The sequence below is a fragment of the Pseudomonas sp. FJ2-5-13 genome (assembly GCF_029201605.1).
GTDB lineage: Bacteria > Pseudomonadota > Gammaproteobacteria > Pseudomonadales > Pseudomonadaceae > Aquipseudomonas > Aquipseudomonas lactis.
The window spans coordinates 2,871,904-2,896,380 of record NZ_CP104045.1 but is presented as its reverse complement, the minus strand read 5'-3'; the positions used below and the strand labels follow the sequence as shown (position 1 = coordinate 2,896,380).

The window sequence follows — 24,477 nt, the reverse complement described above, 5'->3', positions numbered from 1 at the left end:
TCAGGACCTACAGTGCGAGTCAGCCAATGAAAAACATCGCCCAACGATTGCTTGAGGAACGCCAACGCCTGGGATATTCGCAGCAATACCTGGCACAGGCAGGCGGCGTGACCACACGCGAGCAACGTCAATATGAACTGGGCGAAGACCTGCCCCATGCCGACTACCTGGCAGCCTTGGCCGAGCATGGGGTGGATGTGGTGTATGTGATCACCGGCAAGCGCAGCACGGTGGTCAATATCAGCCGCGATCAGGCGCAGACGCTGATCGATAACCGCGTGGTGGGTCAGGAGGTGTCGCTGGACGGCGGGGCCGAGGAAGAAGTCTACTTCAAGCTCAGTAACCCCTCGGGCCCGCCGCCGGATCAGTCCTGATTTTCAGTGTTGCCAACGTCCGCCGCTTCATCCAAGTCGTTCAGCGGTACCTCGGCATCGTCCATCAACGACCCCGGGTCTTCGTTGCCGGGGTCGTTGAGTTCTTCGTCCAGTTCTTTTGACATGTGCGTCTCCTCTAACCGCCTTGGGTATCGATATCGGCATCGGTTTCAGGCTTGTGCTCGCGCTCAGGCTTGAAGTCTGGACTGTAGTCGTTTTCCTTGGCCTTTGGGTCGCTCGCAGGCGTTGGATCCTTGGGCGCATCGGCGGCGGTGCCAGGGGCAGGCTCGCCGCCGTCGATCGCGGGGTCATTGCGATTGTTAGTCTGTGGATCATCAGATTGGGTCATGAGGCACCTCTTTGCAGGCCGATAAAAAATCTGTACCGCATAGAGGTAAGGCGTCATGGCCACGGCTGAAGTTCCGTTCGCTTGCTCAGCGCAGCGGGTTGTCCACCTGGATATAGAACGCATAGATGCCCAACACCAGCCAGAACACCATGAACAGCCATGGCGCACGCATGGAAAACAACAGCGACTTGCGATAGCCCTTGTGGCTCGACTCCACCTCGGAAAACAGCGGCGACTCATCGTAGGCCATGCCCATCACCGGCTCGCTGCGCAGCAATTCGCTTTGCTTGTAGTGCCAGTGGTCGATGATTTCATACGCCGCACGGATACCGGGCCAAGCGTTCAGCGAGCTGAGAATACCCAGCGAAACCAGGAAGATCGGCACCACCAGCGTGAACAGCTTGCCCCATTCCGGGTTGAGGTTACCCATGCCGGAAACAAAGGCAATCACCAGGAAGGATTGCGCCGTCAGGTAGGCGTCGGTGCGGTTGGCCAGGATGCTGGTTTCGTACTGGATCTCGCGCCGGTAAAAGTCTAGGCGGTCCTTGGGCGAGCCGAAAATCTTTGCGTTGTGTTCGCTGTGGTCGTTCAGGGCCGCTTCCGGAGTGTGGGGGGAGATGATTCTGGACACGACGGTGCTCCACAAGGTGACGAAACTCCTTAGAAGAATCGGGGCCTGGTGAAGTTCAAGTAGGTTCACGCACCAATTCAGGGCGACCACCGCCCTCTGTAGGAGCGAGCTTGCTCGCGAAAAACGTCAATGCTAACGCGGGCTGCCTGATTAAACGCGGTGCCGGTGAGTTTTTCGCGAGCAAGCTCGCTCCTACAGGGGATTAACGGCATTCCGGCACAGGCATTGCTTTATCCATTCACCACCCCGAAAACAGGAGCATGCGTTACCCCCCGACCCAGAGCCGCCCCCATAAGAAAGTAAGGACCAGGTCTGTTGGCACCTTCAGCCACGGGCTCATAAAAACATGCGTTTTTTTAAGCGGCAGTGCCACCCAAAGCCACACTGGGCACTGACAAGGTACTGGAATGGCTCGATCTTTCTTTGATGAAATGAATGACGCAAACGGCGTATGCCGTGCGCACTATCAGGACTTCTCTCGCTGGCTGGCCAACACGCCGCCGGAACTGCTGGCCCAGCGTCGCCGTGAAGCGGATTTGCTTTTCCATCGCGCCGGGATCACCTTCACCCTGTATGGCGACGAGCAAGACACCGAACGCTTGATTCCCTTCGACATCATTCCCCGCAGCATCCCCGCCAGTGAATGGAGCCTGATCGAGCGCGGCTGTATCCAGCGGGTTAATGCATTGAACATGTTCCTCGCCGACATCTACCACGACCAGCGCATTATCAAGGCCGGCATCATCCCCGCCGACCAGGTCCTGGGCAATGAAGGCTATCAGAAAGCCATGGTCGGTCTTGACCTGCACCGCGGCATCTATTCGCACATCTCCGGCGTCGACCTGGTACGCGACGGCGACGGTACCTACTACGTGCTGGAAGACAACCTGCGCACCCCCAGCGGCGTGAGCTACATGCTCGAAGACCGCAAGATGATGATGCGCCTGTTCCCGGAAGTGTTCGCCAAACAGCGCATTGCGCCAGTGGATCATTACCCTAACCTGCTGCTCAAGACCTTGAAGAGTTCCAGCCGCCTGGACAATCCCAACGTGGTCGTCCTGACTCCAGGGCGCTTCAACAGCGCCTTCTTCGAACACGCGTTCCTTGCCCGGGAAATGGGCGTGGAACTGGTGGAAGGCGCCGATCTGTTCGTGCAGGACCTCAAGGTGTTCATGCGCACCACCGACGGCCCCAAGGCCGTGGACGTGATCTACCGGCGCATCGACGACGCTTTCCTCGACCCCCAGGCGTTTAACCCCGAGTCAATGCTCGGCGTGCCCGGGCTGGTGGCGGCTTACTGCGCCGGCAATGTGGTGCTGGCCAACGCCATCGGCACCGGCGTGGCTGACGACAAGTCGATCTACCCCTACGTACCGGCCATGATCCGCTTCTACCTGGACGAGGAACCGATCCTGCAGAACGTGCCGACCTTCCAATGCCGCAAGCCCGATGAACTGTCCCATGTGTTGGCCAACCTCGAGCAGTTGGTGGTCAAGGAAACCCAGGGCTCCGGCGGCTACGGCATGCTGGTGGGCCCGGCGTCGACGGCCGCCGAGATCGAGGACTTCCGCCAGCGCATCAAGGCGCGTCCCCATGCGTATATCGCCCAACCGACCCTGAGCCTGTCCACCTGCCCGACCTTTGTCGAAAACGGCATCGCACCCCGGCACATCGACCTGCGGCCCTTCGTGCTCTCGGGCAAGGAAACCCGCCTGGTGCCCGGAGGCTTGACCCGCGTGGCGCTGAAGGAAGGCTCGCTGGTCGTCAACTCGTCGCAAGGCGGTGGAACCAAGGACACCTGGGTGGTGGAGGGCTGAGTATGCTGAGTAGAACGGCTGCAGATCTGTATTGGATGTCCCGCTACCTGGAGCGTGCCGAGAACCTGGCACGCATGCTGGAAGTCAGTTATTCGCTGTCCTTGATGCCCCAGGCCGGGCGCAGCGATGGCTTGGACGAATTGGCGATGTCGTTGCTCAGCAGCGGCACCCTGGACAACTACCTGGAACGGCACCAGACCCTGGATGCCGAGCGCATGTTGCACTTCTTTGCCCTCGATGCAGAAAACCCCGCGAGCATTTACAACTGCCTGCGCGCCGCCCGAGGCAATGCCCATGCGGTACGCGGGCGCATTACCGCCGATATGTGGGAAAACCTCAACGCCACCTGGCTGGAAATGCGCAGCATCGCCGCCGGCGGCCTGGCACGGCATGGCATCAGCCACTTCTGTGATTGGGTCAAACAACGCTCACACCTGTTTCGTGGCGCAACCTCGGGCACCATCATGCGCAATGACGCCTACCGCTTCATTCGCCTGGGCACCTTTGTCGAGCGCGCCGATAACACCCTGCGCCTGCTGGATGCACGCTATGAGATGTTCGGCGAAGAGTCGGAAGAAGTCAGCGACCTGTCGGCACGCGGTTATTACCAGTGGAGCGCCCTGCTGCGCGCGTTGTCGTCGTTCGAGGCGTATACCGAGCTGTATCCGAATGCCTTGAATGCACGCTCGGTATCCGAGCTGTTGCTGTTGCGCAGCGATGTGCCCCGTTCGCTGCATGCCTGCATCGAGGAATTGAGCCATATCCTGGCCGACCTGCCCGGCAGTTATGGGCGCACGGCGCAACGCCTGGCGGCGGAGTTCGAGGCGCGGCTGCGGTACACGGGGATTGATGAGATTCTGGAAGATGGGCTGCATACTCGGCTGACAGAATTCATCGACACAGTGCGTGAGTTGGCGCGGGAGATACAAAGCTCCTACCTGGAAGTGGTCTAACACACACCTGTAGGAGCGAGCTCGCTCGCGAAAAACTCACCGGCGCCGCGTTTATTCAGAAAACCCGCGTTATCGTTGACGTTTTTCGCGAGCAAGCTCGCTCCTACAGGGGGTTGATCGCCCACCAACGTGGGAGCAACTGGCGTACCCGCGATTCGCCAAAGCGGTCGTCGATCAGCATCACCACCCCGCGATCCTGCTGGCTGCGGATCACCCTCCCCGCTGCCTGCACCACTTTCTGAATACCGGGATACAGGTAGGTGTAGTCATACCCCGCGCCAAAGACCGCGCCCATGCGTGCCTTGATCTGTTCATTCACCGGGTTGAGCTGCGGCAAACCCAGGGTGGCGATAAAGGCACCGATCAGGCGCGCTCCGGGCAGGTCGATACCTTCGCCAAACGCACCGCCCAGCACCGCAAAGCCAATGCCCTGGCTGTGGTGGGTAAACTGGTCCAAAAACGCTTGGCGCTCGGCCTCGGCCATGCCCCGCGCCTGCAGCCACAACGCAATCTGTGGGTGCCGTTCGGCCATTAACTGGGCCACCTGTTGCAGGTAATCGAAGCTTGAGAAAAACGCCAGGTAGTTACCCGGTTGCGCGGCGAATTGCCGGGCGAGCAGTTCCACAATGGGTTCCAGCGACGCCTGGCGATGCACAAACCGCGTGGAGATGCGGTCAACGATGCTGACCTGCAATTGCTCGGCATTGAACGGTGACGCCACATCAACCCAGGCGGTATCCGCCGGCAGGCCCAGCAAGTCCGCGTAATAATGGCGCGGGCTCAGGGTCGCGGAAAACAGCACACTGCTGCGTGCGGCGGTCAGCCTGGGCCGAATGAACTCGGCCGGCACCACATTGCGCAGGCACAGGGTCGAGCTGCTGCGCTTGGCGCTGAACTGGCGTTTAGTGATATCGAAGATAAAGTGCTCATTGAACAGCTCGGCCACTTTGGCCCATTGCAGCGCGTCGAAGTAGAAGGCTTGCAAGTCACCGCTGAGGGCTTCGGGGTGGTCGTTGAAGTAGTCGCCCATTGCGCTGGTGCACAGGCTCAGGGCCTGGAGCAGTTTGTCTGGTTTGGCCGCGTATGCCTGATACGGCGCGAGTTGGTCCTTGTGCAACGCATTCCACTCGCGGTTCAAGCGCTGCAAGGGCTTCTTCAGTGTCTCGGGCGCGCTCTCGCGCAAGGTCTTGAGGCTGTACTGGTCCAGGCTGGCGCTGTACATCGAGCGCGCCCGGTCGACCAGGTTGTGCGCCTCGTCCACCAGCACCGCGACGCGCCATTGGTTGAGCTGGGCCAGGCCGAACAGCATGGCGCCAAAGTCGAAATAATAGTTATAGTCGGCGACGATCAGGTCGCTCCAGCGCGCCATTTCCTGGCTCAGGTAGTACGGGCATACCTGGTGGGCCAGCGCCACGTTGCGCAGGCTGCGCTGGTCGAGCAAGCGCACCTGGGACGCAGCCTGGCGAGCGGCAGGCAGGCGGTCGTAAAACCCCTTGGCCAACGGGCAGGAGTCACCGTGACAGGCTTTGTCCAGGTGTTCGCACGCTTTGTCCCGTGCCACCAGTTCAAGCACGCGCAGTGACAGCTCGGGGCTGCTGTCGTACAGCACTTGGGCGGCATCCAGGGCCAGCTTGCGCCCGGGCGTCTTGGCGGTGAGGAAGAACAGCTTGTCCAGTTGCTGCGGCGCCAGGGCCTTGAGCAGCGGGAAGATGGTGCCGATGGTCTTGCCAATGCCAGTGGGCGCCTGGGCCATCAGGCACCGGCCCGTAGTCACCGCTTTGTAGACCGACTCGGCCAAGTCGCGTTGCCCGGTACGGAAGTCGGCATGGGGAAACGCCAGGCTCTGCGCAGCGGCGTTACGTGCGTCACGATGCTGCATCTCTTGCCGGGCCCAGTCCAGGAACAGCGCGCATTGCTGATTGAAGAACTGCTCAAGGCCTGGCGCCTCGAATCGCTGGTTCAGTACGGTTTCGCCTTCTCCGACGATATCGAAGTACACCAGCGCAAGGTCAATGTGATCGAGCCCGAGTTTCTGGCACATCAGCCAGCCATACACCTTGACCTGGGCCCAGTGCAGTTGCCGATGGTTGGCGGGCTGGGCGGCGAGGTCGCCACGGTAGGTCTTGACTTCTTCCAGGCGGTTGGCGTCCGGGTCGTAGCCGTCTGCCCTGCCCCGCACCTTGAGCTGCTGGAAGTCGCCCTCCAGGGCGACCTCATGCTGATAATGCGCGCTGCGCCGGGACGCCACCGTACGATGGCCGACAATGCCTTCCTGGGCGCTGGGCGACGGCGTAAAGCGCAGGTCGAGGTCGCCGACCTTGGCGGTGAACTCACACAGCGCCCGCACGGCCACGCTGTAACTCAAGCGGGTTGCTCCGCCCAGCGCACGTAGCAAACGGTGACCGGCATCTGGTATTCACCGCAGAACGCCAGCCAGCGCAACTGGTTGTCCTGCAGGCGGTCGCCGGGGCCCTTGACCTCGATCATGCGATAGGTGTTTTGCGCCGGCCAGAACTGGATAAGGTCCGGCATCCCGGCCCGGTTGGCACGGATATCCTGCAACAGGCGCGTGAACCAATGACGCAAGTGCTCGGCGGGCAGGCAGGCCAGGGCTTGCTCCAGCAGTTCTTCGCTGAGCAGGTTCCAGAACACGAACGGCGACTGAATGCCCCATTTGTCCACATAGCGTTGGCGGATGCTGGCCTTGTAGCGACCGTCCTCCAGTTGTGCAAAACACGCGGCAAACAAGGCTTCACGGCGCTGATAAAAGTCCTCGCTGTGCAAGTCCGCCGGCCCGCGCTGGAACGGGTGGAAGAACGCCCCTGGCAGCGGTGCGAAAATCGCTTCCCAGCACAGCAAGCCAAACAGCGAATTGATCAGGCCATTCTCGACGTAATGCACCGGCGCATCCGGTTCACTCAGGTGCGCCAGCACACAGGACTCCACCGACAGCAGCGGCTCCTGCACCAGCGCCAGGTCCAGGCGCGCCACCGCTTGGGGCTTGGCCCTGGGCAGCGCCGGCCCGCCAAGTTTGCGGCGCAGGCGCGGCACGACGCGCAGCAGGTGTTGTTGTTCCGCTGCGTTGTGGGGGGACTGTTGCGCCTCGGTCGCCAGGGCCATGGCTTGGGCATAATCCTCCTGGCGCTCCAGTACGCGGATCAGCCGCGCCCGCGCACCGGGATGAGTGCAATTGCGGTAGATCTGTTCGGCCAGTGCCAGCTCGGCGCAACGTTCGCAATACTGGCCGATCTGGAACAACAGCTTGGCGCGACGCTTTTCCAGCCAGGGGTTGTCGGTGCACAGCGTGGCGACCTGCGCCAACACCGTATCCAGTGCCTCACCGGCTTCAAAGGCTTGCTGGCACTGGTGCAGGAATAGAAACCCATGCACGTCGTCGCGGCTGCGTAAACCGCGAGACTCAGCGCAGAACTCGACTTTTTCATAGGTGTAGATGCCGAGATCTGCCAACACGAATTCCGACCAGTCCTGGTGCAGGTTGCCGAAGAACATCAGGCGCAGGCGATCACACAACTCCATGACCGTCAGGCTATACAGCACATCGTCCACGTCGGGGCACCACTGGGCAAAGCTGCGCGGTTCGCTAAATTGCGCGGCCAAGGGTTCAAGCCAATCGGCCTTGTTGCCCTTGGGTTGGTCGATCCAGGGTTTGAAGGCGCCGAGCAGTTCACTTTTTTGCAGCAGAGCAAACAGGGTGGCAAACGGCAGCGGGCTTTGATCCTCTACCCATCCCAACTCCCGCAATGGCCCTGCCGCCGCATGAGGGCAACCGATTTCCAGGTAATGGAGCCTGGCAGCGCGAAAATGCACGCCCTTGCGCATCACCATCCGCACCAACAACGCCTGGGAGGCCTGGGGCAACCTGTCAAATTGCTGAATGAAATGCTGTTCGTGCGCATCGAGCAAGTCGGCATAGCGCTGCCCCAACCACACCAGCACTTGGCGGAAGTTATGCAGGTAATACAAGGGGTCTTCGAGGGGATTGGCCATGGCGCGAAGCAATCAAATACTGGTTATGCATACAGAGTGCCGGGGCAAAGCGGTTGTTGCAATCAGTAATAGATAAATGGCGCCTGCAACTTTTTGCAAAAAAACAATCTGATGAGGGGGTTGATCAAGTAATATTTATGGCCGCGCAGCCAGACGCTGCGGGACTTTTCAGGGTTAAAGGTAAGGGTTATGAACATGAAGAATTTGGGTCTGCCACTGGTTGCACTCACTTTTCTGGTATTGGCCGGTTGCTCCACGCAAACCGTAGTGACCTTGCAAAATGGCACGCAATATTTGACCAAGGACACGCCTAACGCCAAAACGGCCGATGGCTTCTACGAGTTCACCGATATTGCCGGCAAGCGTATTCGTATAAAGGCCGATGATGTGGCCACCGTGCGTAAGGAAAAATGATCATCTAGCAACACCCCATCAAATGTGGGAGCTGGCTTGCCTGCGATAGCGATTTGTCAGTCACCGCATGGCTGTCTCGACCGCCGCCATCGCAGGCAAGCCAGCTCCCACACCGAATACGTTAGCTGATGACTATCCCCTCCCCCGACAGACTGCTCACACCCACCAGCGTCACCGAATCCGTACCAAAGCTAATGACGGTATCCCCGCCCACCACTTTGGCGTGATCGCGGTAATCGGTGCTGCCCGCCACGTCGTTGAACACCAGCTTGTCCGTCGCCTGATAGCCAATCACCCGGTCGTTGCCAAACTGCCCGCTGAACAAAAACGTGTTATGCCCGCTGCTGTCGCGGATCGTGTCATTGCCCTTGCCGCCTTCAATAAAGTCCGCGCCCCTGCCGCCTTTGATCAGGTCGTCGCCGTCACTGCCGATGATGAAGGTATTGCCCTTGTGCGCCTCGGCATTGCGGTTGAGGTCTTGCACCCAGGTGGTGGCCCGTGCAGGGTCGGACAGGTTGGCGACGATCACCGTGGAGTCGCGGGTCATCTGCTCGTAGAAGCCCGAGTCGAGGATGCGGGTCATGCCGTCGCCGTAACCGGTGGGCAAGTGCGAGACCCAGGTGGGCAGGTTGAGGATGGAAAACGGCAGCACGTTCCACAGGGATGAGGCGTAGTGGTCGTTGAAGCTGACGATGTTGTCGGTGCTCGATTCGTGGGGTTTGTCGTGCACGCCCAGGGACGACAGGTTGAATGACGAGCCATCCAGGGCGCGGAACACCGGGTCGTTTTCATAGCCGACGTTAAGCACCTTGTCGCCGGCGCTTTGGGTCGGCGAAGCATAGGCCACGTAGTTGGAGTCCTTATAAAACCCTGACCAGGTGCTGTCGCTCAAGTCGGCCATGCTGTTGACCGCCAGGCCGCCCAGGCTGTGGCCGCTGACTACTACGTCATCGCCGCCCAGGCCCTGGGCACTGGCATAGTCCGCCACGTTCTTGAGCAAGCCACCGAAGGCCTCGCCCGCGTAGTTCTTGGCATAATCCTTGGGCCCGAAGGCGGCGAGCAGGTCGCTGATCACGTCGCCGATGGAATCGGTGATCACACTTTCCCGAGGCCCCGAAGTGCCGCGAAAACTGATGCCGAGTTCCAGCAACTTGCCAGCGTCATCGTACTTGCCCAGCACCTCGGCCTGCGCCGTGCCGTAGCCGAATTTTTCGCCAAAGAAGGTGCCGCGCGCATCGACCTTGCCGCTGTAGCCCAGGGTACTGGCGCTGATAGGCGTCCAGCCGGCTTTCTGCACCGCGTCGAGGGCAGCTTTTTCCGAGTCGGGATTCCAGGGGATGCCGGGGATGACCCCTTGGGCGTTGCTGCCGCCAATCAGCGCGCTGACCAGCGTGGCGGGCAAGCCCAGGCCGAGGCCGTTGTTCTGGTAGCCGACGGCAAAGCCGTTATCCAGGTTGTGGTAGGAATACAGCGTGATCGCCATGGCATCGGCGAACAGCGCCTTGGAGTCCTCGGTACCGAGGTTTTTATAGTCAAAGATACCCATTGGTAGTGCCTCTCTGTTGTTGGATTTGTAGAGAAAGCCAAAACACCTGTTATCCGTTACCACCTGTAGGAGCGAGCTTGCTCGCGAAGGTCGTCAACCATGACGCGTTCTACCTGAAGGAACGCGGCGCACTTGAGTTTTTCGCGAGCAAGCTCGCTCCTACAGTGGTTTTTCAAAACTTTAGAACGCCCAGTCCAGGCTCAAGCCGACGCCGTGCACCTTCTCTTTGCTGGCCAGCAGGCCGTTGTAATCGAAGTTCACCCGCGCATCCTTGCTCAAGGCCAGGCTGACCCGGGCCCCGACCAACGCCGCATCGCGCACCATCGGCGCACTTTCCACCGTGAACGACGGGCCGCCCGAGGCAAACGCCAGGTGCTGCTCCGAATCGGTGCTGCTCAGGTTGTGCTGCCAACCCAGGGTGCCGGAGACTTCCAGTTGCTGATGGTCGTTGATAGTGAAGGTCTTCAAGGCGCGCATACCCAGGGTGCTGAGCACCAGGTCACGGCTGTCGTCGCCACTTTTCAGCGCCGCGGCGTCGCCCTTCTCTTTGAAGCTGTCAGTTGCCAGGTGCACGTAGGCCAGGTTGGCGAACGGCTCCAGGGCCAGCGGTTGCAGGTTGATGCGGTACGCAGCTTCGGTGAACACCTGGGTGCTGTGGGCATCGACCTTGGCCTTTTGCTTGCCGCTGACGTCGCCGTATTGCAGGTCGCGTTTGACATCGGCGCGGTGCCAGCTGTAGGTCGCGCCGCCACTCAGGCGCCAGGCGCCGATTTCATGCCCGGCATAGGCGCCGAAATGGTAGCTGTCGACCGAAGCGCGGCTGTGGGTGCCGCTGCCCATGTTCAGCGACGTGTCGCTGTAGCCGGCCACCAGGCCAATGCGTGTGGCCTCATCGAGGGCGCCGTCCACACCGGCTAGCATGCCGCCGATGGAGGTGGTGTAGCCCGCGGTGTCGTTGCGGCTGTCGGTCTTGCCCCATGCGCCCAGTGCCTTGACCCACACGTTGCCACGGCTGTCGATGGCTTGGCTGGCAGCGCCCATTTCACCGTTGCGCAGGCGTTCGCCCACGGCTTCGCGCACGTAGCGGCTGTCATTGACCAGCGCGGTTTCCAGCGCCGGGTAAACCTCGCCGCTCAGTTGCTGGAACGCGCCCTGGGCCGAGGCGGCCGTGGGTGCCAGCAGCAAGCTTTCATACACACCGTTGCCCGCGCCCAATTGCTCGACGGCGGCGGCCACGGCGCGCTGGTTCGGCGTGGCGGCTACACTGGCGAAGCTGTTGGTGCGTGCCACATCCAGTTGCACACCGTTGGCGGCGTAGTTCAAGGTGCCGCCGACAAACAGGTAGTTGGGCACCACTGCCGCGAAGCTGCCGGTGACGCCACCTGCCGCTTGCAGGATGTTGTACTGACGGCCGATCAGGCTTTGGGCCTGGGTGGCACTCAACAAGGTCGGGCTGTTTTCCAGGGCCAGGGTCACGGTGCCGCCGTTGAGGGTGGCCGTGCCGCCGGCGACGATACGATCGCTGCTGGTGGGCGACAGCTCTACCGCGTAGGTCGAGCCCGGTTCAAAGTTGACGTTGCCCGCCACGTTCAAGGTGCCGATAGAATTGCCCGGCGCCACGGTGCCGCCGCTGTTCGCGCTCAGCGAACCGATACGTCCCGAACCACCGACCACGCCGCTCTGGCTCACCGTGACGTCGGAGGTAACCGAACCATTGATCGCCAGCAAGCCCTGGTTGACCCGCGTCGGCCCGCTGTAGGTGTTGGCGCCGGTGAGCACCAAGGTACCGATGCCCTGCTTGGTCAGGCCGCCATGGCCCGAGATGTCGTTGCTCCACACATCCCGGCCGCAGTGCAGGTCATCGCACACACGCTGGGTGGGTTTGCCGGCATCCACCACCGCCCCGACACCCGGCAAATCCGCGACGAACTGGCCGCTGCCGTAGGCACCGTCGATACGGAACTCGGCCGGGATATCTTCGGCGGTGATAAACATCCCTGGGCCGTTGACCGCCTTGCCCAGGTTGATCATGCCCCAGCCGTACAGCGAGTCGATGCCCGGCGCGCCGAGGTCGGTGGCGGTGGTCTTGAGCACGGTGGAGATCTGGTCGCCGCTCATGTATTGGAAGCGTTCCATCAGCACCGCTGCGGCGCCTGCCACGTGGGGTGCGGCCATTGAAGTGCCGTTTTTGTTGGCCCAGTCGGTGGTGAGGTTGCTCGGGTCGGTACCGTTGATGATCGAACTGTAGATCTTGGTGCCGGGTGCCGACACGCAAAAGCTCGCCGCATAGCCACAACGCGAGGAGAAAGTACTGATCACATACGGATCGGGGCTTGCGGTATTCGGGTTCTGCTGCAGGGCCGCGACGGACAGCCAGTTAGGCGCGATCTCTGGCACAAAATACGCAAGGCCGGAAATCGCATCCGGGTTGTTGAGGTTGTAGTCATTGCCTGCGGCAAAGATGGTCAGCACACCGCTGCGGGCCGCGTCGATGGCGCCTTGGTACGCACCACCTGCTAGGGTGCCAAGGATCGGCCGGATGGTATTGAACTGCGCCTGGGCCTCATTGACGGTGAAGTTGGGGAACGCCGGATCACGGCCCCCTTTGGCGTACTGATCACCGATGCCGATGCCCCAACTGTTGTTGATGATGCGTGCGCCACTGGCGACCAGCCCATCCCAACCGGCCTTGTACACGGCGCCATCGTTGCCAAGGATGATCCCGTCTTCCGGCCCCGGGTCACCGTTTTCGGCGGTGAGGATCTGTGCGTTGAACGCCACGCCATGCATCGGCCCGCCATCGCGGTTACCGGCCGCAATGCCGCCGACGTGGGTGCCGTGGTTACCCAGCTTGCCGTTGGAGTCCTTGGACGGCGTGCCGTCGTAGCGGAACGCGTCGCCGGCCTTCACCGGGATATACGGGTCGGTGTATTGGCGAATGCCCTCGGTGACAATCGTCACCACCTTGTCAGGGCTGGCGAACTCCGGGTGCTGGGCGTACACCGGCTGGTCGAAGATCCCCAGCTTGACGCCCTTGCCGGTATAGCCAGCCGCATAGGCGGTGTCGGCGTGCACGGCGCCCAGGCCCCAGTCGGCCTTGAACTCATTGCTGCGCCAGCTGGCGGCGTCGCCCAGTTTGCCGGTTTCCACATAGGGTGCAGCCTGGGCGGTCCCCAGGCTTGCCAGGCAACACAACAACGCGCCATATGGCACGCAGCTCAGCGCCTTGAGCGGATAGCCCGGGCCTGTGTGGATGGCGGTAGTTAACCCTGACTTGCGTTTTTTCACGGTGACCTTCCTTAGTTTTCTTATTGCACGTGTGTAAATCACTTACTCCAGAACAACGCCGCTTCAATGTAGGAGCGAGCTTGCTCGCGAAAAACGTCAACAATAACGCGGGCTTCCTGTATCAACGCGGCGCCTGTGAGTTCTTCGCGAGCAAGCTCGCACCTACAAGTTCGCGGGTGTGCTTAGAACTGCCAGTTCAGGCTCAAGCCAACGCCCTGGGTTTTCGCGCGCCCACCCAGTTGGCCGTTGTAATCCAGGTTGACCCGTGTCGATGCATTCAGCGCCAGGCTGGCCTGCACGCCCACCAAGGCAGCGTCGCGCAGCAATGGCGCACTGCGCACGGCAAATGAAGGGCCGCTTGCGACAAACGCCAGGTGTTCTTCGGACTCCACCGCCGTCAGGCTGTGTTGCCAGCCCAACGAACCGGACAGGTCTAGTTGCTGGTGGTCATTGAGAGCCAGGGTTTTCAGGGCACGTACGCCAAGGGTGCTGAGCACCGCGTCACGCCGGTCGCTACCGCGCTCCAGGGCCGCGGCATCGCCTTTCTCGTGGAAGGACTCGCTGTTCAGATGCACGTAAGCCAGGTTGGCGAACGGCTCTAGGGCAACCGCTTGCAGGCGGATGCGGTACGCAGCTTCGGTGAAGACTTGCGCCGTGGTCGCGTCCAGCTTGGTTTTTTGCTTGCCGCTGACATCACCCCATTGCAGGTCGCGCTTCACATCGCCGCGATGCCAGCTGTAGGCACCGCCGACGCTCAGGCGCCAGTCACCCAGCTCGCGCCCGGCGTACGCGCCAAAGTGGTAGCTGTCGATGGACGCCGATGAATGGGTACCGCTGCCCATATTCAGCGAGCTGTCGCTGTAGCCGGCGACCACACCCACGCGGGTCTGCTCATCCAGCGCGCCGTCCAGACCCGCCAACAGGCCGCCGATGGAGGTGGTGGACCCCGCCGTTTCAGTGCGGCTGTCGGTCTTGCCCCAGGCGCCCAGCACCTTGAACCACAGGTTGCTTTCACCGGTCACTGGCACATGGCGCAGGCGCTCGCCCACGGCGTTACGCAGTTGCAGGCTGTCGTTGATCAGCATCGCACCCACAGCCGGGTAGATTTCCCCGGACAGTTGCTGCATGCCCTGCTGGGCCACGGCAACCGATTGCGACTGCAGCAGGCTTTCATACACCGGGTTGCCGGCGCCCAATTGCTCGGCGGCGGCTGCGACGTTGCGCTGGTTGCGGGTGGCGCCGACGCTGGCGAAGCTGGCGTCGTTGCGCCCCACATTCAGTTGCACGGCATTGGCGGCGTAGTCCAGGGTGCCACCGAGGAACAGGTAGTTGGGCAGCACTTGCCCGAACTGGCCCTGAATGCCGCCCGCCGCCTCGAGAATCGAGTACTGCCGGCCAATCAGGCTTTGGGCCTCGCTCTGGCTGAGCAAGGTGGGGCTGTTTTCCAGCGCCAGCGTGACGGTACCGCCGCCCAGAATCGCCTGGCCGCCGGCGACAATGCGGTCGCTGCTGGTGGGCGTCAGTTCCACGGCATAGGTCGAGCCGGCGCCGAGGTTTACATCCCCCGCCACCTGCAATGTACCCACCGAATTGCCTGGCGCCACACGGCCGCCACTGTTTACCGACAACGCGGCGATACGTCCGGAACCACCCAGGGTGCCGCTGTCATTGACCGTCACTGCCGACGTCAGCGAGCCATTGACGGCCAACAGTCCGCCGTTGACCAGGGTCGCACCGCGATAGGTGCTGTCGCCGCTGAGCACCAGGCTGCCGGCACCGGCCTTGATCAGGCTGCCCTCGTACACGCGGTTGGCGGCGGCCTGGTCGCGGGCATTGCCGATGGCGTAGTCGGTCTGGTCCTGCTGGCTGGCCGTCGCGCCCACGCCGTTTTGCCAGCCCTTGTCGATCAGGGTTTGCTGCCAGGCGCTGTGTTCGGCGCGGTCCTCGGCCTGGCGCTGGATGAGCGCCTGGTCGGAGATGCCGTTGCTCCACACGTCACCCTGCCCGGCGGCCAGGTTGACCTCCATGGGCCCGAGCAGTTGCCCTGGGCCGTGCATCGCCCGGCCCAGGTCAGGTACACCCCAGCCGACGATGGCGTTGGGCGCCTGGGTGATCGAGCCGTCGAGCTGGGTGGCGGTGGTCAGCAGCACCTGCAAGGCTTGCTCGTTGGTCATGTAGGGATAACGTTCCATCACCAGCGCCAACGCGCCAGTGGCATGGGGCGCCGACATCGAAGTGCCGGATTTCACCCCATAACCCCCGTCGGGAATGGTGCTGTTGATCAGCGCGCCGGGGGTAGAAATACACCAGTACTTGGCGACGCCGCACTTGTTGTATTTCTGGTTATTGGCTTTATCCAGCCCGGATACGGCCAGCCAATGGCCTTCCAATCCCGGCTGGAAATACGGCAAGGCCGAGCGCACGCTGGCGTTGGCATAGCCGCTGTTGCCGGCGCTGAACACGTTGATCACACCGGCCTTGGCCACGTCCGCGGCCGCGTCCAGCCAGGTGCCACGGTTGTAATGCTGGGCGTACGCCGCATGCATGTTGTCCAGGGTCTGGTAGCTGACGTCCTTGGGCTGGCTGCCCCAGCTGTTGTTGATGGCACGCACGCCGGAATCCACCAGTGCGGTGTACACGGTCTTGAAGTATTTGGGGTCTGGCGTGGGGCCGAACAGGAAGCTGTCGTTGGCGTTGGTGTTGCCCACAAAGACTTGCGCGTTGTACGCAACCCCATGCATGCCCACGCCGTCGCGGGCGGCGCCCATGGTGCCGGTGACGTGGGTGCCGTGGGAATCGTTGTTCGGGTTGAGCGCGCCGGTGGTGCTGAAGGCGCTGCCATCGACATAGGTGCCCGTGGCGGTGACCGGGTGGAAACGGTCTTTGGCGGCTTCGGGGTGATTGGCATCGAACCCTGAGTCCAGCGCGCCGATTTTCACGCCCTGGCCGCTGATCCCGGCGGCGTAGGCTTCATCGGCTTTCATACGGCCCAGGCCCCAGTCGCTCTGGTACTCGGCCGAGCGCCAACTGGCAGGGTTACCCGGCTGGCCGGTTTCGGTGTATTGCGCCTGTGCCGCAACGGACAGCAGCAGCAAAGAACCTGCGGTGAAGGGTTTGAAACGCGGTGAATCGGTGATCATGTGCACACTCCCTATTATTGTTATTCCCCCTGTAGGAGCGAGCTTGCTCGCGAAGAACTCACTGGCACCGCATATAGCCAGGATGTCCACGTCATCGTTGACGTTTTTCGCGAGCAAGCTCGCTCCTACAGTTTTCCATCCGGGCCGAAGGCTTCGTCCACTTTGGCCAAGTCGGTGTCGCGCAAGTTGCCCGCGTAGTAGTGCAATTTGGTCCAGGCCATCAAGTAGTCATAACGCGCCTGGGCCAGGTCGCGGCGGGTGCTGTACAGCTGCTGTTCGGCGTTCAGCGCGTCGAGGTTGACGCGCTCGCCGCCGAGAATGCTCTGCTTGGTCGACACCACCAGCGCCTCGGCGGATGCCAGGGCTTTCTGATAGGCGCGCAACTTGCTCACACCCGACAGGCACGCACTGAACTGGCGACGCAGTTCGATCAGGGTTTCGCGGGTCTTGCCTTCCAGCTCGTACTCCGCCTGCTCCATGGCGCGGCTGGCCTGGCGGGTGGAGGCCGAGATACCGCCACCGGCATACAGCGGCATGCTCACTTCGACGCCGATGGTGTTGGTGTCGTAGCGCTGGTTATAGGTGTTGCCGCTGTCGGACTCCTGCTTGCGCGAGGTGGCATACGCGGTGATGCGCGGCAAATGCCCGGCGCGGTTGCGTTCCACTTCATAACGCGCCACTTCCAGTGACTGGCGCTGCGAAGCCAGCACCGGGTTGTTGGTCAATGCCAACTCATGCCAGGTGTCGTAGTTGGCCGGGGTCAGGGTGAACGCGGCGAAGCTCTGGTTCAGCGGTGCCAGGTCGTTGATGTTGACGCTTTGCACGCCGATCAACGCGCCCAGTTCCCGAAGCGAGGCGTCCTGCTCATCCAGGGCCTGGATCTCTTCGGCGGTGGCCAACTCGTAGCGCGACTCGGCTTCAAGGATATCGGTGCGGGTGCCCTCGCCTTGCTGGAACAGATGGCGGTTCTGCTGGAACTGTTGCTCGAAGGCCTTCTTCTTGGCCCTGGCGATGTCGATCTGGTCCTGGGCAAACAGCGCCTGGGTGTAATAGCTCAACACCCGCACCAGCAACGCCTGGCTCTTGTCGCGAAAGCTTTCATCGGCAAACAGCGCCTGGGCCACGCCCTTGCGGTAGTTGGCATAGGCTTCGTAGTCGAACAACGGCTGTTGCAGGCTGAAGGTCGAGCCGTAGCTGTTGTAGTTGCGGTCGTCGCGGTAACTGCCGCCGCGCCCGTCAGGCAGGTGCGCTTCGGAGTTGTTGCGGCCCTTGTTGTAGTTGTAGGACAGCCGCGGCAGCAAGCCGGCGCGGCCAATGGTGCGGTTTTCCAGGCCGGCGTCGCGTTCCTTGATGGCGCCGAGGAACACTGGGTCGTTGCGCAGCGCCTGCTCGTACACATCAAAGGGCCCCATGGCCGCCTGGGCACTGCCACACACCAGTAACAGCGAAATGAACACTGGCTTCATGCTCATTCCTCGGTCAACGCAGAGCCGGCGCGGTCCAGCAGCGGCTTGAACAGGTAGTTGAGCAAGGAACGCTCGCCGGTGCGCACGAACATCTCGGCGGGCATGCCGGGCTTGATCACCAGGCCGTTGAGTTTTTCCATCGCCGCCTCGCTGACGCTGGTGCGCAGCACGTAATACGGCGCCCCGGTTTTTTCATCGAGCATCTGGTCGGCGGAGATCAGGCTGACTTCGCCCGGCACCCGTGGCGTGCGGCTTTGGTTGAAGGCGGTGAAGAGGATATCGACCGGCAAGTGCGTGCCGACCTTGTCCACCAGATGCACGGGCAAATGCCCTTCTACTTCCAGGCGCGTGCCCTGGGGCACGATCTCCAACAGGGTTTCACCGGCGCGCACCACCGCACCCTCGGTGTGCACGCTGAGGTTGACGGCGATGCCATCGGCCGGCGCGTTGATTTCGCTGTGCTGCAGGTTGAAGCCGGCGGAGGTCAATTGCTGCTCCAGGGTCAGGCTGCGCAGTTGCGCGTCGGCCAATTGGCTGCGCACCTCTTTTTGATATTCCTCGCTGTGCTGCTGGAGTTTGAGCCGCGATTCGACAATGCCCTGCTCTATCCGGCCGCTTTCACCGGCGTTTTGCGCCAGGTCCTGCTGCACCTGGGACAACTGGCGCTGGTAGTCCATCAGCCGGTTGCGCGGGATGTAGCCGTTGTCGGCCAAGGGTTGCAGGTTGCTCAGTTGCGCGCGCAGGGATTGAGCCTGGGCGGTCAGGTCGCTGCGCGCACGGCGCATGCCGCTCAACTGTGACGTGGCGCCTTCGATGCTGGCGCGGATCCCGGCTTGTTCGCGGGCAAACGCGTCGCGACGGCTGCTGAACAGTTGGCGCTGGCCTTCCAGCACCAGCATCAGGGCTGGATCGGGATTGGCGCTCAGTTCTGCGGGAAAGGTGATGCTGGAGAGGTTGTCACGCTCGCTCTGCCAGCGCGCCACGCTGGCCCAGGCCATGCGGTACTGGGCTTGCAGCGATTGCACATCGGCCTGGTTCTGGGTCTGGTCGAGACGAAACAGTGGCTGGCCTTGTTTGACCAGTTCGCCCTCTTTCACCAGGATGCGGCTGACCACGCCGGGGCTGAAGGTTTGTACCGCCTTGCGCTTACCCGACACCACCACGGTGCCTTGGACCGGGATGCCTTGGTCCAACGGTGCGAGGCTGGCCCAGAGGAAAAACCCGCCGGCACCGACAATGGTCATCACCCAGCCCATTTTTACGAAAAAGCCGGCATCGCGTTCTTTGATTTGAGGTTCAACGGTAAGGCTGCTCATGCGCCTGGATTCCTTCCGGCCTGGTACTGACGACTGAAACTGACACCGGTTTTTTCTTTCGGCGCTTCCTGCTGCCCGGACAATGCGCGCAGCACCTCCTGGCTGGGCCCGAACGCTTGCAGTTGGCCTTCGCCGAGCACCAGCAATTTGTCGGCCTGGGCCAGTGCCGAGGAGCGATGGGTGACCAGCACGACGCTGCTGCCCTGGGCCTTCATCTGCACGATGGCGCTGGCCAATGCGGCTTCGCCGACGGTGTCGAGGTTGGAGTTGGGTTCGTCCAGCACGATCAGGCGCGGTCCGCCGTACAGGGCGCGGGCCAGGGCCACCCGTTGTTTCTGGCCGCCGGACAAGCCACCGCCGTTGTCGCCCAGCACGGTGTCGTAGCCTTGTGGCAGGCGCAGAATCAATTCATGCACACCGGCCTGTTGCGCGGCCTTGACCACCAGCTCCGGGTCGGCCTCGCGAAAGCGCGCGATGTTGTCGGCAATGCTGCCGCTGAACAGCTCGATGTCCTGGGGCAAATAACCGATATGCGGGCCGAGGTCGTCGCGGTTCCAGCGGTGAATATCCGCGCCGTCCAGGCGCACGGTACCGGCCAGGGTCGGCCACACGCCCACCAGCACGCGGGCCAGGGTGGACTTGCCGGAGCCCGACGCGCCGAGCACGCCCAGCACTTCACCGGCGGCCAGGTTGAAGCTGACCTGATGCAGGGTGGCCATGCGTCGCCCCGGTGGGCCGGCGCTGACCTGCTCGAAACTGACCTGGCCGTGGGGCGCCGGCAAGGCCATGTGCTCGACCTCTGGCGGGAATTCGCGCAGCAGCTCGTCGAGGCGCTGGTAGGCCAGCTTGGCCGAGCTCCATTGCTTCCACACCGCAATCAATTGGTCGATGGGGCTGAGTACGCGGCCCATCAAGATGGAGCCTGCGATCATCATCCCGGCGGTCATGTCGCCCTTGATCACCAGGTAGGCGCCCAGGCCCAGCACCAAGGATTGTAGGCACAGGCGCAGGGATTTACTTAAGGAGGTGATGATCGAACCGGTGTCGCTGGCCTGGTTCTGCAAGCCCAGGAACCGCGAATGCACGCCAAACCAGCGTTGGCGCAGCGCGCCGAGCATGCCCATGGCCTGGATGGTTTCGGCGTTGTGCAAATGGCTGGTGGCCAGTTGGGTGGACTGCTGCGAATAACCGCTGGCCTCACCCAATGGCTTTTTAGTCAGGTATTCGTTAAGGCACGCCAGGCCAATCAACAGCACCGCGCCCGCCGTGGCCAGCACGCCGAGCCATACGTTGAAGAGGAAAATCACGAACAGGTAGATCGGGAACCACGGCGCATCGAAAAACGCGAACAGCGCCGGCCCCGTGATGAATTGGCGCAGAGCGGTCAGGTCGCCCAAGGATTGCCCGGCATGCCCCTGGCCGCGCTGCAGGTTGCGCTCGAACGCGGCTTTGTACACGCGCAAGTTGAACCGTCGCTCCAACTGGCTGCCAATGCGGATCACGATAAAGCTGCGCACCACTTCCAGCAGGCCGATAAACGCAAAGAAGCCCACGACCATCAGCGTCAACATCACCAGGGTGGTTTCATTCTGGGAGGACAACACACGGTCATACACTTGCAGCATGTAAATCGAGGGCACCAGCATTAATAGGTTAATCAATGCCGTGAAACAGCCAACGCTGATCAAAATACTCTTGTACTCACCCAGCGCCCTGAATAAGGGCGCCACCCCATGGGACTTCGCCATATTAATTGTTTTTCCTTGCAGCGAATTACGCAAAAGGGTCACCCCTACCCAGTAGGGTACGGCCGCCTAACAAATCGAGTTATATGCTTATAACTTTTAATTAAGGTTTACGTTGCAACGTTACAACTTCGCCAGCTTTAGTGCGAGCTTGATAGTCGCCCTCTTTCTGGCGATTCAAATGGGTGATCCCTGAGCCTTCAGCGTTAAACAGCCAGATACCATCCGGCGTGGGTGACCATGTCTGCGGCTTGTCGCCCAGCCACTGCTCGGCACAAGCGATATCGCCCCCAAGGGCATTGGCTTGCTCCACTAACTTCAGCACGCACACCTGATCCTGCTGCTTCAGCTCCCACTGCCCGGCAAGCTGCGCGGAGGTGGGTAATACAAGACTGCTAGCCATTGCGTGGGCTCCTGCCGACACGAACAACACCTGCACAACACAGGCGATCAAAGGGGAAAAACGTGGCATATCCAACTCCAGCCAGGAGCGCGGCGCCGAAGCGCCGCGCGCTTTACATCAGGCTACGATGTCACTGGCAGCCGCCTGGCCAACGGTGGTGACGAGGAAATCCGCCACGCCGTGCCCGGAAAAGTCCACGGCCAAGGTGCCCAGGTTGGTACCCGAGGCATAGCTCAGTACAGCATCGCCGGCATGCCCGGTAAAGGCGTTGACGAAAGTCACGCCCGCGCCCTTGGTGATACCAGACAGGTCGATCTTGTCCGAACCGGACGTGAAGTCGAAGATCTTGTCCGCAGCCCCTGGCTTGGAGTCGGAACTGGCACCGTACACGAATGTATCGCTGCCCGCGCCGCCCCACAGTTGGTCCGCACCGCCGCCGCCGTAGATGAGGTCGTTGCCGGCCCCGCCCTTGATGGTGTTGGCGACTTGGTTACCAATAATCAGGTCGTTGCCCGCGCCGCCGAACGCGTTCTCGATGGTGACGCCCTTGGCGATGGACACGTTGCCCACCAGGCCGCCCACATCAGAGAACGAGGTGGCCGTGAGGTTGATCTTCTGGTTCTGGGTGAAACCGGAGAAGTCCAGGGTGTCGTTGCCGCCACCGTCCCATACCGAGAACACCAGCTTGTCGGCATTGGACGTGGCGCTAAGGAAATCACGCCCGGTGTTGGAGTTGAACCCGTAGGTGGTGTCCGTGGCGCGGGTGTTGAAGTTGGCACCGTAGAGCTTCTGGATCGCGGCGATGTCATCGATCAGCGGGCCGGAAGCGTAAGCCTCGACGCCGCCTTTGCTGAAGTTCTGGTTGGTGTTGCTCTCGCTCCAGTAACTCATGAGGCTATAACCACGCGTGTCCTGTCCATAGGTTGCGTCGTTATAGGTCGGGTTGCCGTTCCCGGCGTTGTAGTCGCCAGGGTGAGCCAGGCCCAGGGTGTGGCCGATTTCGTGGGTCAGGGTCTGCCGGCCATAGTTGTTCAGGTCCGGGGTCTTGTTCGGCGTGTAGCTGTTGTTGGTCAGGTACCACGAAGTGCCGTCGTAGCCTGCACCGGTACCGGGCAGGTAAGCGAAGGCCGCGGCGCCGTCCTGGCCGCTGCTGTAGTTGCCGAAGGTCATGTGGCCGTCACCGCCGGAAGCCTTTTCGGTAAAGGTCACGTTGGCAACATCCGCCCAGGATTGCATGGCCAGTGCGGCCTGTGCTTTCTGCTGGGTGTTGAATTGGCTGAACCCCGAGATGCCATGTTTGTTCATGGTGCTCTGGGTAGCCGAGGTGAGGAAGGTGTAGGTCAGATCGATCTTGCCGTTGCCATCAAAGTCCCGGTACGCAGCACCATCCCGCAGCAGCTGGGTCGCTGCCTGGTCTACGGTGTAGGACGGTTTGCCATTGACCGTGAGGTTGCCGCCACGGTCATACAAATGGCTGAAGCTATCGATTTGCGAGTAAGCAGTGCTGGCTTGCGCGGCAGATACAATAGCTTTGTCTTTTACTTTTGACATAAACGTACTTCCTTGTTTGCAAGTGCATCAGTCTTTGTTCGATAGGAACCTCGCGGGCGAGGATAGTCCTATCACTCACCTCTTTTGAAGGCGTAAGAAAACTGACACAACTTGAAATCTTTCGTCTACATCTATTTCCATCGCACAATTGTGACGCAGGTTCAAGTTGCAGAAGTCCCACGCAGTGTTTATTGGGGGCCGTTGCGTTTGCGTGGCCGAATCGGCGCACAGCACTATTTAAATATTAAATACAAGTAAAGCCACTCTAAGTGAGCGGCCCACTTGATTAATGGATCCAATATATTGTCACGGTGTCATTAGCAACATTAAAGAGCCACTATCGGCACTATTAAAGTGCGCTGTCCCCCATTACCGGGACATACTCCAGCCACACTGTTTCAACGCCGCCAAGAGGGTTTCGCCAGCCAGGCCCGGCACCTTGACGCCGTCCTGGGTGGTCATGTCTTCACCCGCCAGAATGGCGTTGATGATCGCCTCCTCCACCGCCTCTGCCGCCGCGCTGAACAGCGGCGAAATATGATCATTGTTGACCATCTGCAAGCCGGTGCTGAGCGGCAGGTCCTTGCGCCCATAGTCGGCCGGTGGCAAATCCTGATTACCGGTGGCAAAGGCCAGGAACAGGTCACCGCTGGAATCCTCGGTGCCGCCACCGGTGCGCGCGATGCCGATGGACGCACGCTGTGCCAGGCGCTGGCACTGGTGGGGCAGCAAGGGGGCGTCCGTGGCGATGATCACCACGATGGAGCCCATGCCTGGGGTACCTTGCTCGGCAAAGGGCGAAGCAATGTCCATCAAATGACGGCCCACCGGGTAGCCATCGACCCGCAGCTCCTGGCGCTTGCCATGGTTGGCCTGCACCAGTACGCCGACGGTCCAGCCGCCCTGCTCCGCTGGCAACCTCCGTGACGCGGTGCCGATGCCGCCCTTGAACTCATGACAAATCATGCCGGTGCCACCGCCCACCGCGCCTTCCTGCACCGGCCCGCTTTCAGCCTGCTCCAGGGCCTGGCGCACATGCTCTGGGCGCACGTGCTGGCCCCAGATATCGTTGAGCAGTCCATCGTAGGTTTCCATGACCACCGGCATGCACCAGTACACCGCAGGGTCCGCCAGGCGCTCGCGCTCCAGGGCGATCAGGCTGTCGCGCACCACCCCGATACTGTGGGTGTTGGTAATGGCCATCGGCGTGGTCAACAGCCCTGCCTCGCGGATCCACTCAAGCCCCGTGGCGTCGCCATTGCCGTTGAGCACGTGGTAGCCGGCAAAACACGGTTGATGCCGCGCTTCCCCGGCACGCGGCTGGATCAGCGTAACGCCGGTGCGCACCTGCTTGCCGTCGACCTGTGCCTTGAGCGTGGCATGGCCGACGCGAACCCCGGGAACATCGGTGATGGCATTCAATTCGCCGGGCATGCCCAGCCCCAACGTGATGCCCAATTGACGTGCACGCATACC

At 61.6% G+C, this 24,477-nt stretch carries 18 protein-coding genes; 4 read left to right on the top strand and 14 right to left on the bottom strand.

Annotated features, from left to right (window positions below):
• Positions 1–26 precede the first annotated feature (26 nt).
• Entirely contained in the window at positions 27–374 is a 348-nt protein-coding gene (locus tag N2A98_RS12575; RefSeq protein WP_047710833.1) for a helix-turn-helix domain-containing protein, read from the top strand.
• Here the strand turns inward: N2A98_RS12575 and N2A98_RS12570 are convergent.
• The 3 genes from N2A98_RS12570 to N2A98_RS12560 form a co-directional block, all read right to left on the bottom strand.
• Positions 365–499: a hypothetical protein gene (locus tag N2A98_RS12570; RefSeq protein WP_003191171.1), complete on the bottom strand. Its 135-nt coding sequence runs from the start codon at positions 497–499 to the stop codon at positions 365–367. The two genes, N2A98_RS12575 and N2A98_RS12570, sit on opposite strands and share 10 nt — an antisense overlap.
• An 11-nt stretch (positions 500–510) precedes the next feature.
• Positions 511–723 (bottom strand): hypothetical protein, encoded by a 213-nt coding sequence (locus tag N2A98_RS12565; protein WP_047710832.1) that lies wholly within the window; start codon positions 721–723, stop codon positions 511–513.
• 85 nt (positions 724–808) lie between these two features.
• The gene (locus tag N2A98_RS12560) at positions 809–1,354 is read right to left on the bottom strand and encodes a hypothetical protein (RefSeq protein ID WP_014718415.1); all 546 of its coding nucleotides are present in this window, start codon (positions 1,352–1,354) and stop codon (positions 809–811) included.
• 407 nt (positions 1,355–1,761) lie between these two features.
• Between N2A98_RS12560 and N2A98_RS12555 the strand changes: the two genes are divergently transcribed.
• Entirely contained in the window at positions 1,762–3,171 is a 1,410-nt protein-coding gene (locus tag N2A98_RS12555; protein ID WP_032897394.1) for a circularly permuted type 2 ATP-grasp protein, read from the top strand.
• 2 nt (positions 3,172–3,173) lie between these two features.
• A complete protein-coding gene (locus N2A98_RS12550; RefSeq protein ID WP_044273752.1) occupies positions 3,174–4,124 on the top strand; it encodes an alpha-E domain-containing protein in 951 nt (316 codons plus the stop codon).
• Between the two features lie 103 nt (positions 4,125–4,227).
• Here the strand turns inward: N2A98_RS12550 and N2A98_RS12545 are convergent, their stop codons facing one another.
• Together N2A98_RS12545 and N2A98_RS12540 are read right to left on the bottom strand one after the other, a co-directional pair.
• A complete protein-coding gene (locus N2A98_RS12545; RefSeq protein WP_275623533.1) occupies positions 4,228–6,489 on the bottom strand; it encodes an ATP-dependent DNA helicase in 2,262 nt (753 codons plus the stop codon).
• Positions 6,486–8,132: a VRR-NUC domain-containing protein gene (locus N2A98_RS12540; RefSeq protein ID WP_275623532.1), complete on the bottom strand. Its 1,647-nt coding sequence runs from the start codon at positions 8,130–8,132 to the stop codon at positions 6,486–6,488. Before N2A98_RS12540 ends, N2A98_RS12545 begins: the two co-directional genes overlap by 4 nt.
• Positions 8,133–8,321: 189 nt before the next feature.
• On the opposite strand from N2A98_RS12540, the gene N2A98_RS12535 reads away from it, so the two are divergent.
• A complete protein-coding gene (locus N2A98_RS12535; RefSeq protein WP_003191162.1) occupies positions 8,322–8,546 on the top strand; it encodes a YgdI/YgdR family lipoprotein in 225 nt (74 codons plus the stop codon).
• Between the two features lie 121 nt (positions 8,547–8,667).
• On the opposite strand, the gene N2A98_RS12530 is transcribed toward N2A98_RS12535, so the two are convergent.
• From N2A98_RS12530 to N2A98_RS12490, 9 genes are all read right to left on the bottom strand, one after another.
• On the bottom strand, positions 8,668–10,092 hold the full coding sequence (locus N2A98_RS12530) for a lipase (RefSeq protein ID WP_275623531.1): 1,425 nt from the start codon (positions 10,090–10,092) through the stop codon (positions 8,668–8,670).
• A gap of 180 nt (positions 10,093–10,272) precedes the next feature.
• Complete coding sequence (locus N2A98_RS12525; RefSeq protein ID WP_275623530.1) at positions 10,273–13,380, bottom strand: autotransporter serine protease; 3,108 nt, start codon at positions 13,378–13,380, stop codon at positions 10,273–10,275.
• A gap of 182 nt (positions 13,381–13,562) precedes the next feature.
• On the bottom strand, positions 13,563–16,520 hold the full coding sequence (locus N2A98_RS12520; protein ID WP_275623529.1) for an autotransporter serine protease: 2,958 nt from the start codon (positions 16,518–16,520) through the stop codon (positions 13,563–13,565).
• A 125-nt stretch (positions 16,521–16,645) separates the two neighbouring features.
• Positions 16,646–17,986 (bottom strand): TolC family outer membrane protein, encoded by a 1,341-nt coding sequence (locus N2A98_RS12515; RefSeq protein ID WP_003191155.1) that lies wholly within the window; start codon positions 17,984–17,986, stop codon positions 16,646–16,648.
• A 2-nt stretch (positions 17,987–17,988) separates the two neighbouring features.
• On the bottom strand, positions 17,989–19,302 hold the full coding sequence (locus N2A98_RS12510) for an HlyD family type I secretion periplasmic adaptor subunit (protein ID WP_044273740.1): 1,314 nt from the start codon (positions 19,300–19,302) through the stop codon (positions 17,989–17,991).
• Positions 19,299–21,050, bottom strand: coding sequence for a type I secretion system permease/ATPase (locus N2A98_RS12505; RefSeq protein WP_047710824.1), 1,752 nt, complete (start codon positions 21,048–21,050; stop codon positions 19,299–19,301). The genes N2A98_RS12510 and N2A98_RS12505 overlap by 4 nt, the downstream gene beginning before the upstream one ends.
• A gap of 100 nt (positions 21,051–21,150) precedes the next feature.
• Positions 21,151–21,519: a protease inhibitor Inh/omp19 family protein gene (locus tag N2A98_RS12500; protein ID WP_003191151.1), complete on the bottom strand. Its 369-nt coding sequence runs from the start codon at positions 21,517–21,519 to the stop codon at positions 21,151–21,153.
• A 48-nt stretch (positions 21,520–21,567) separates the two neighbouring features.
• Entirely contained in the window at positions 21,568–23,001 is a 1,434-nt protein-coding gene (locus N2A98_RS12495; protein WP_044273737.1) for a serralysin family metalloprotease, read from the bottom strand.
• A 369-nt stretch (positions 23,002–23,370) separates the two neighbouring features.
• A complete protein-coding gene (locus N2A98_RS12490; protein ID WP_044273734.1) occupies positions 23,371–24,474 on the bottom strand; it encodes a P1 family peptidase in 1,104 nt (367 codons plus the stop codon).
• Positions 24,475–24,477: the final 3 nt, after the last annotated feature.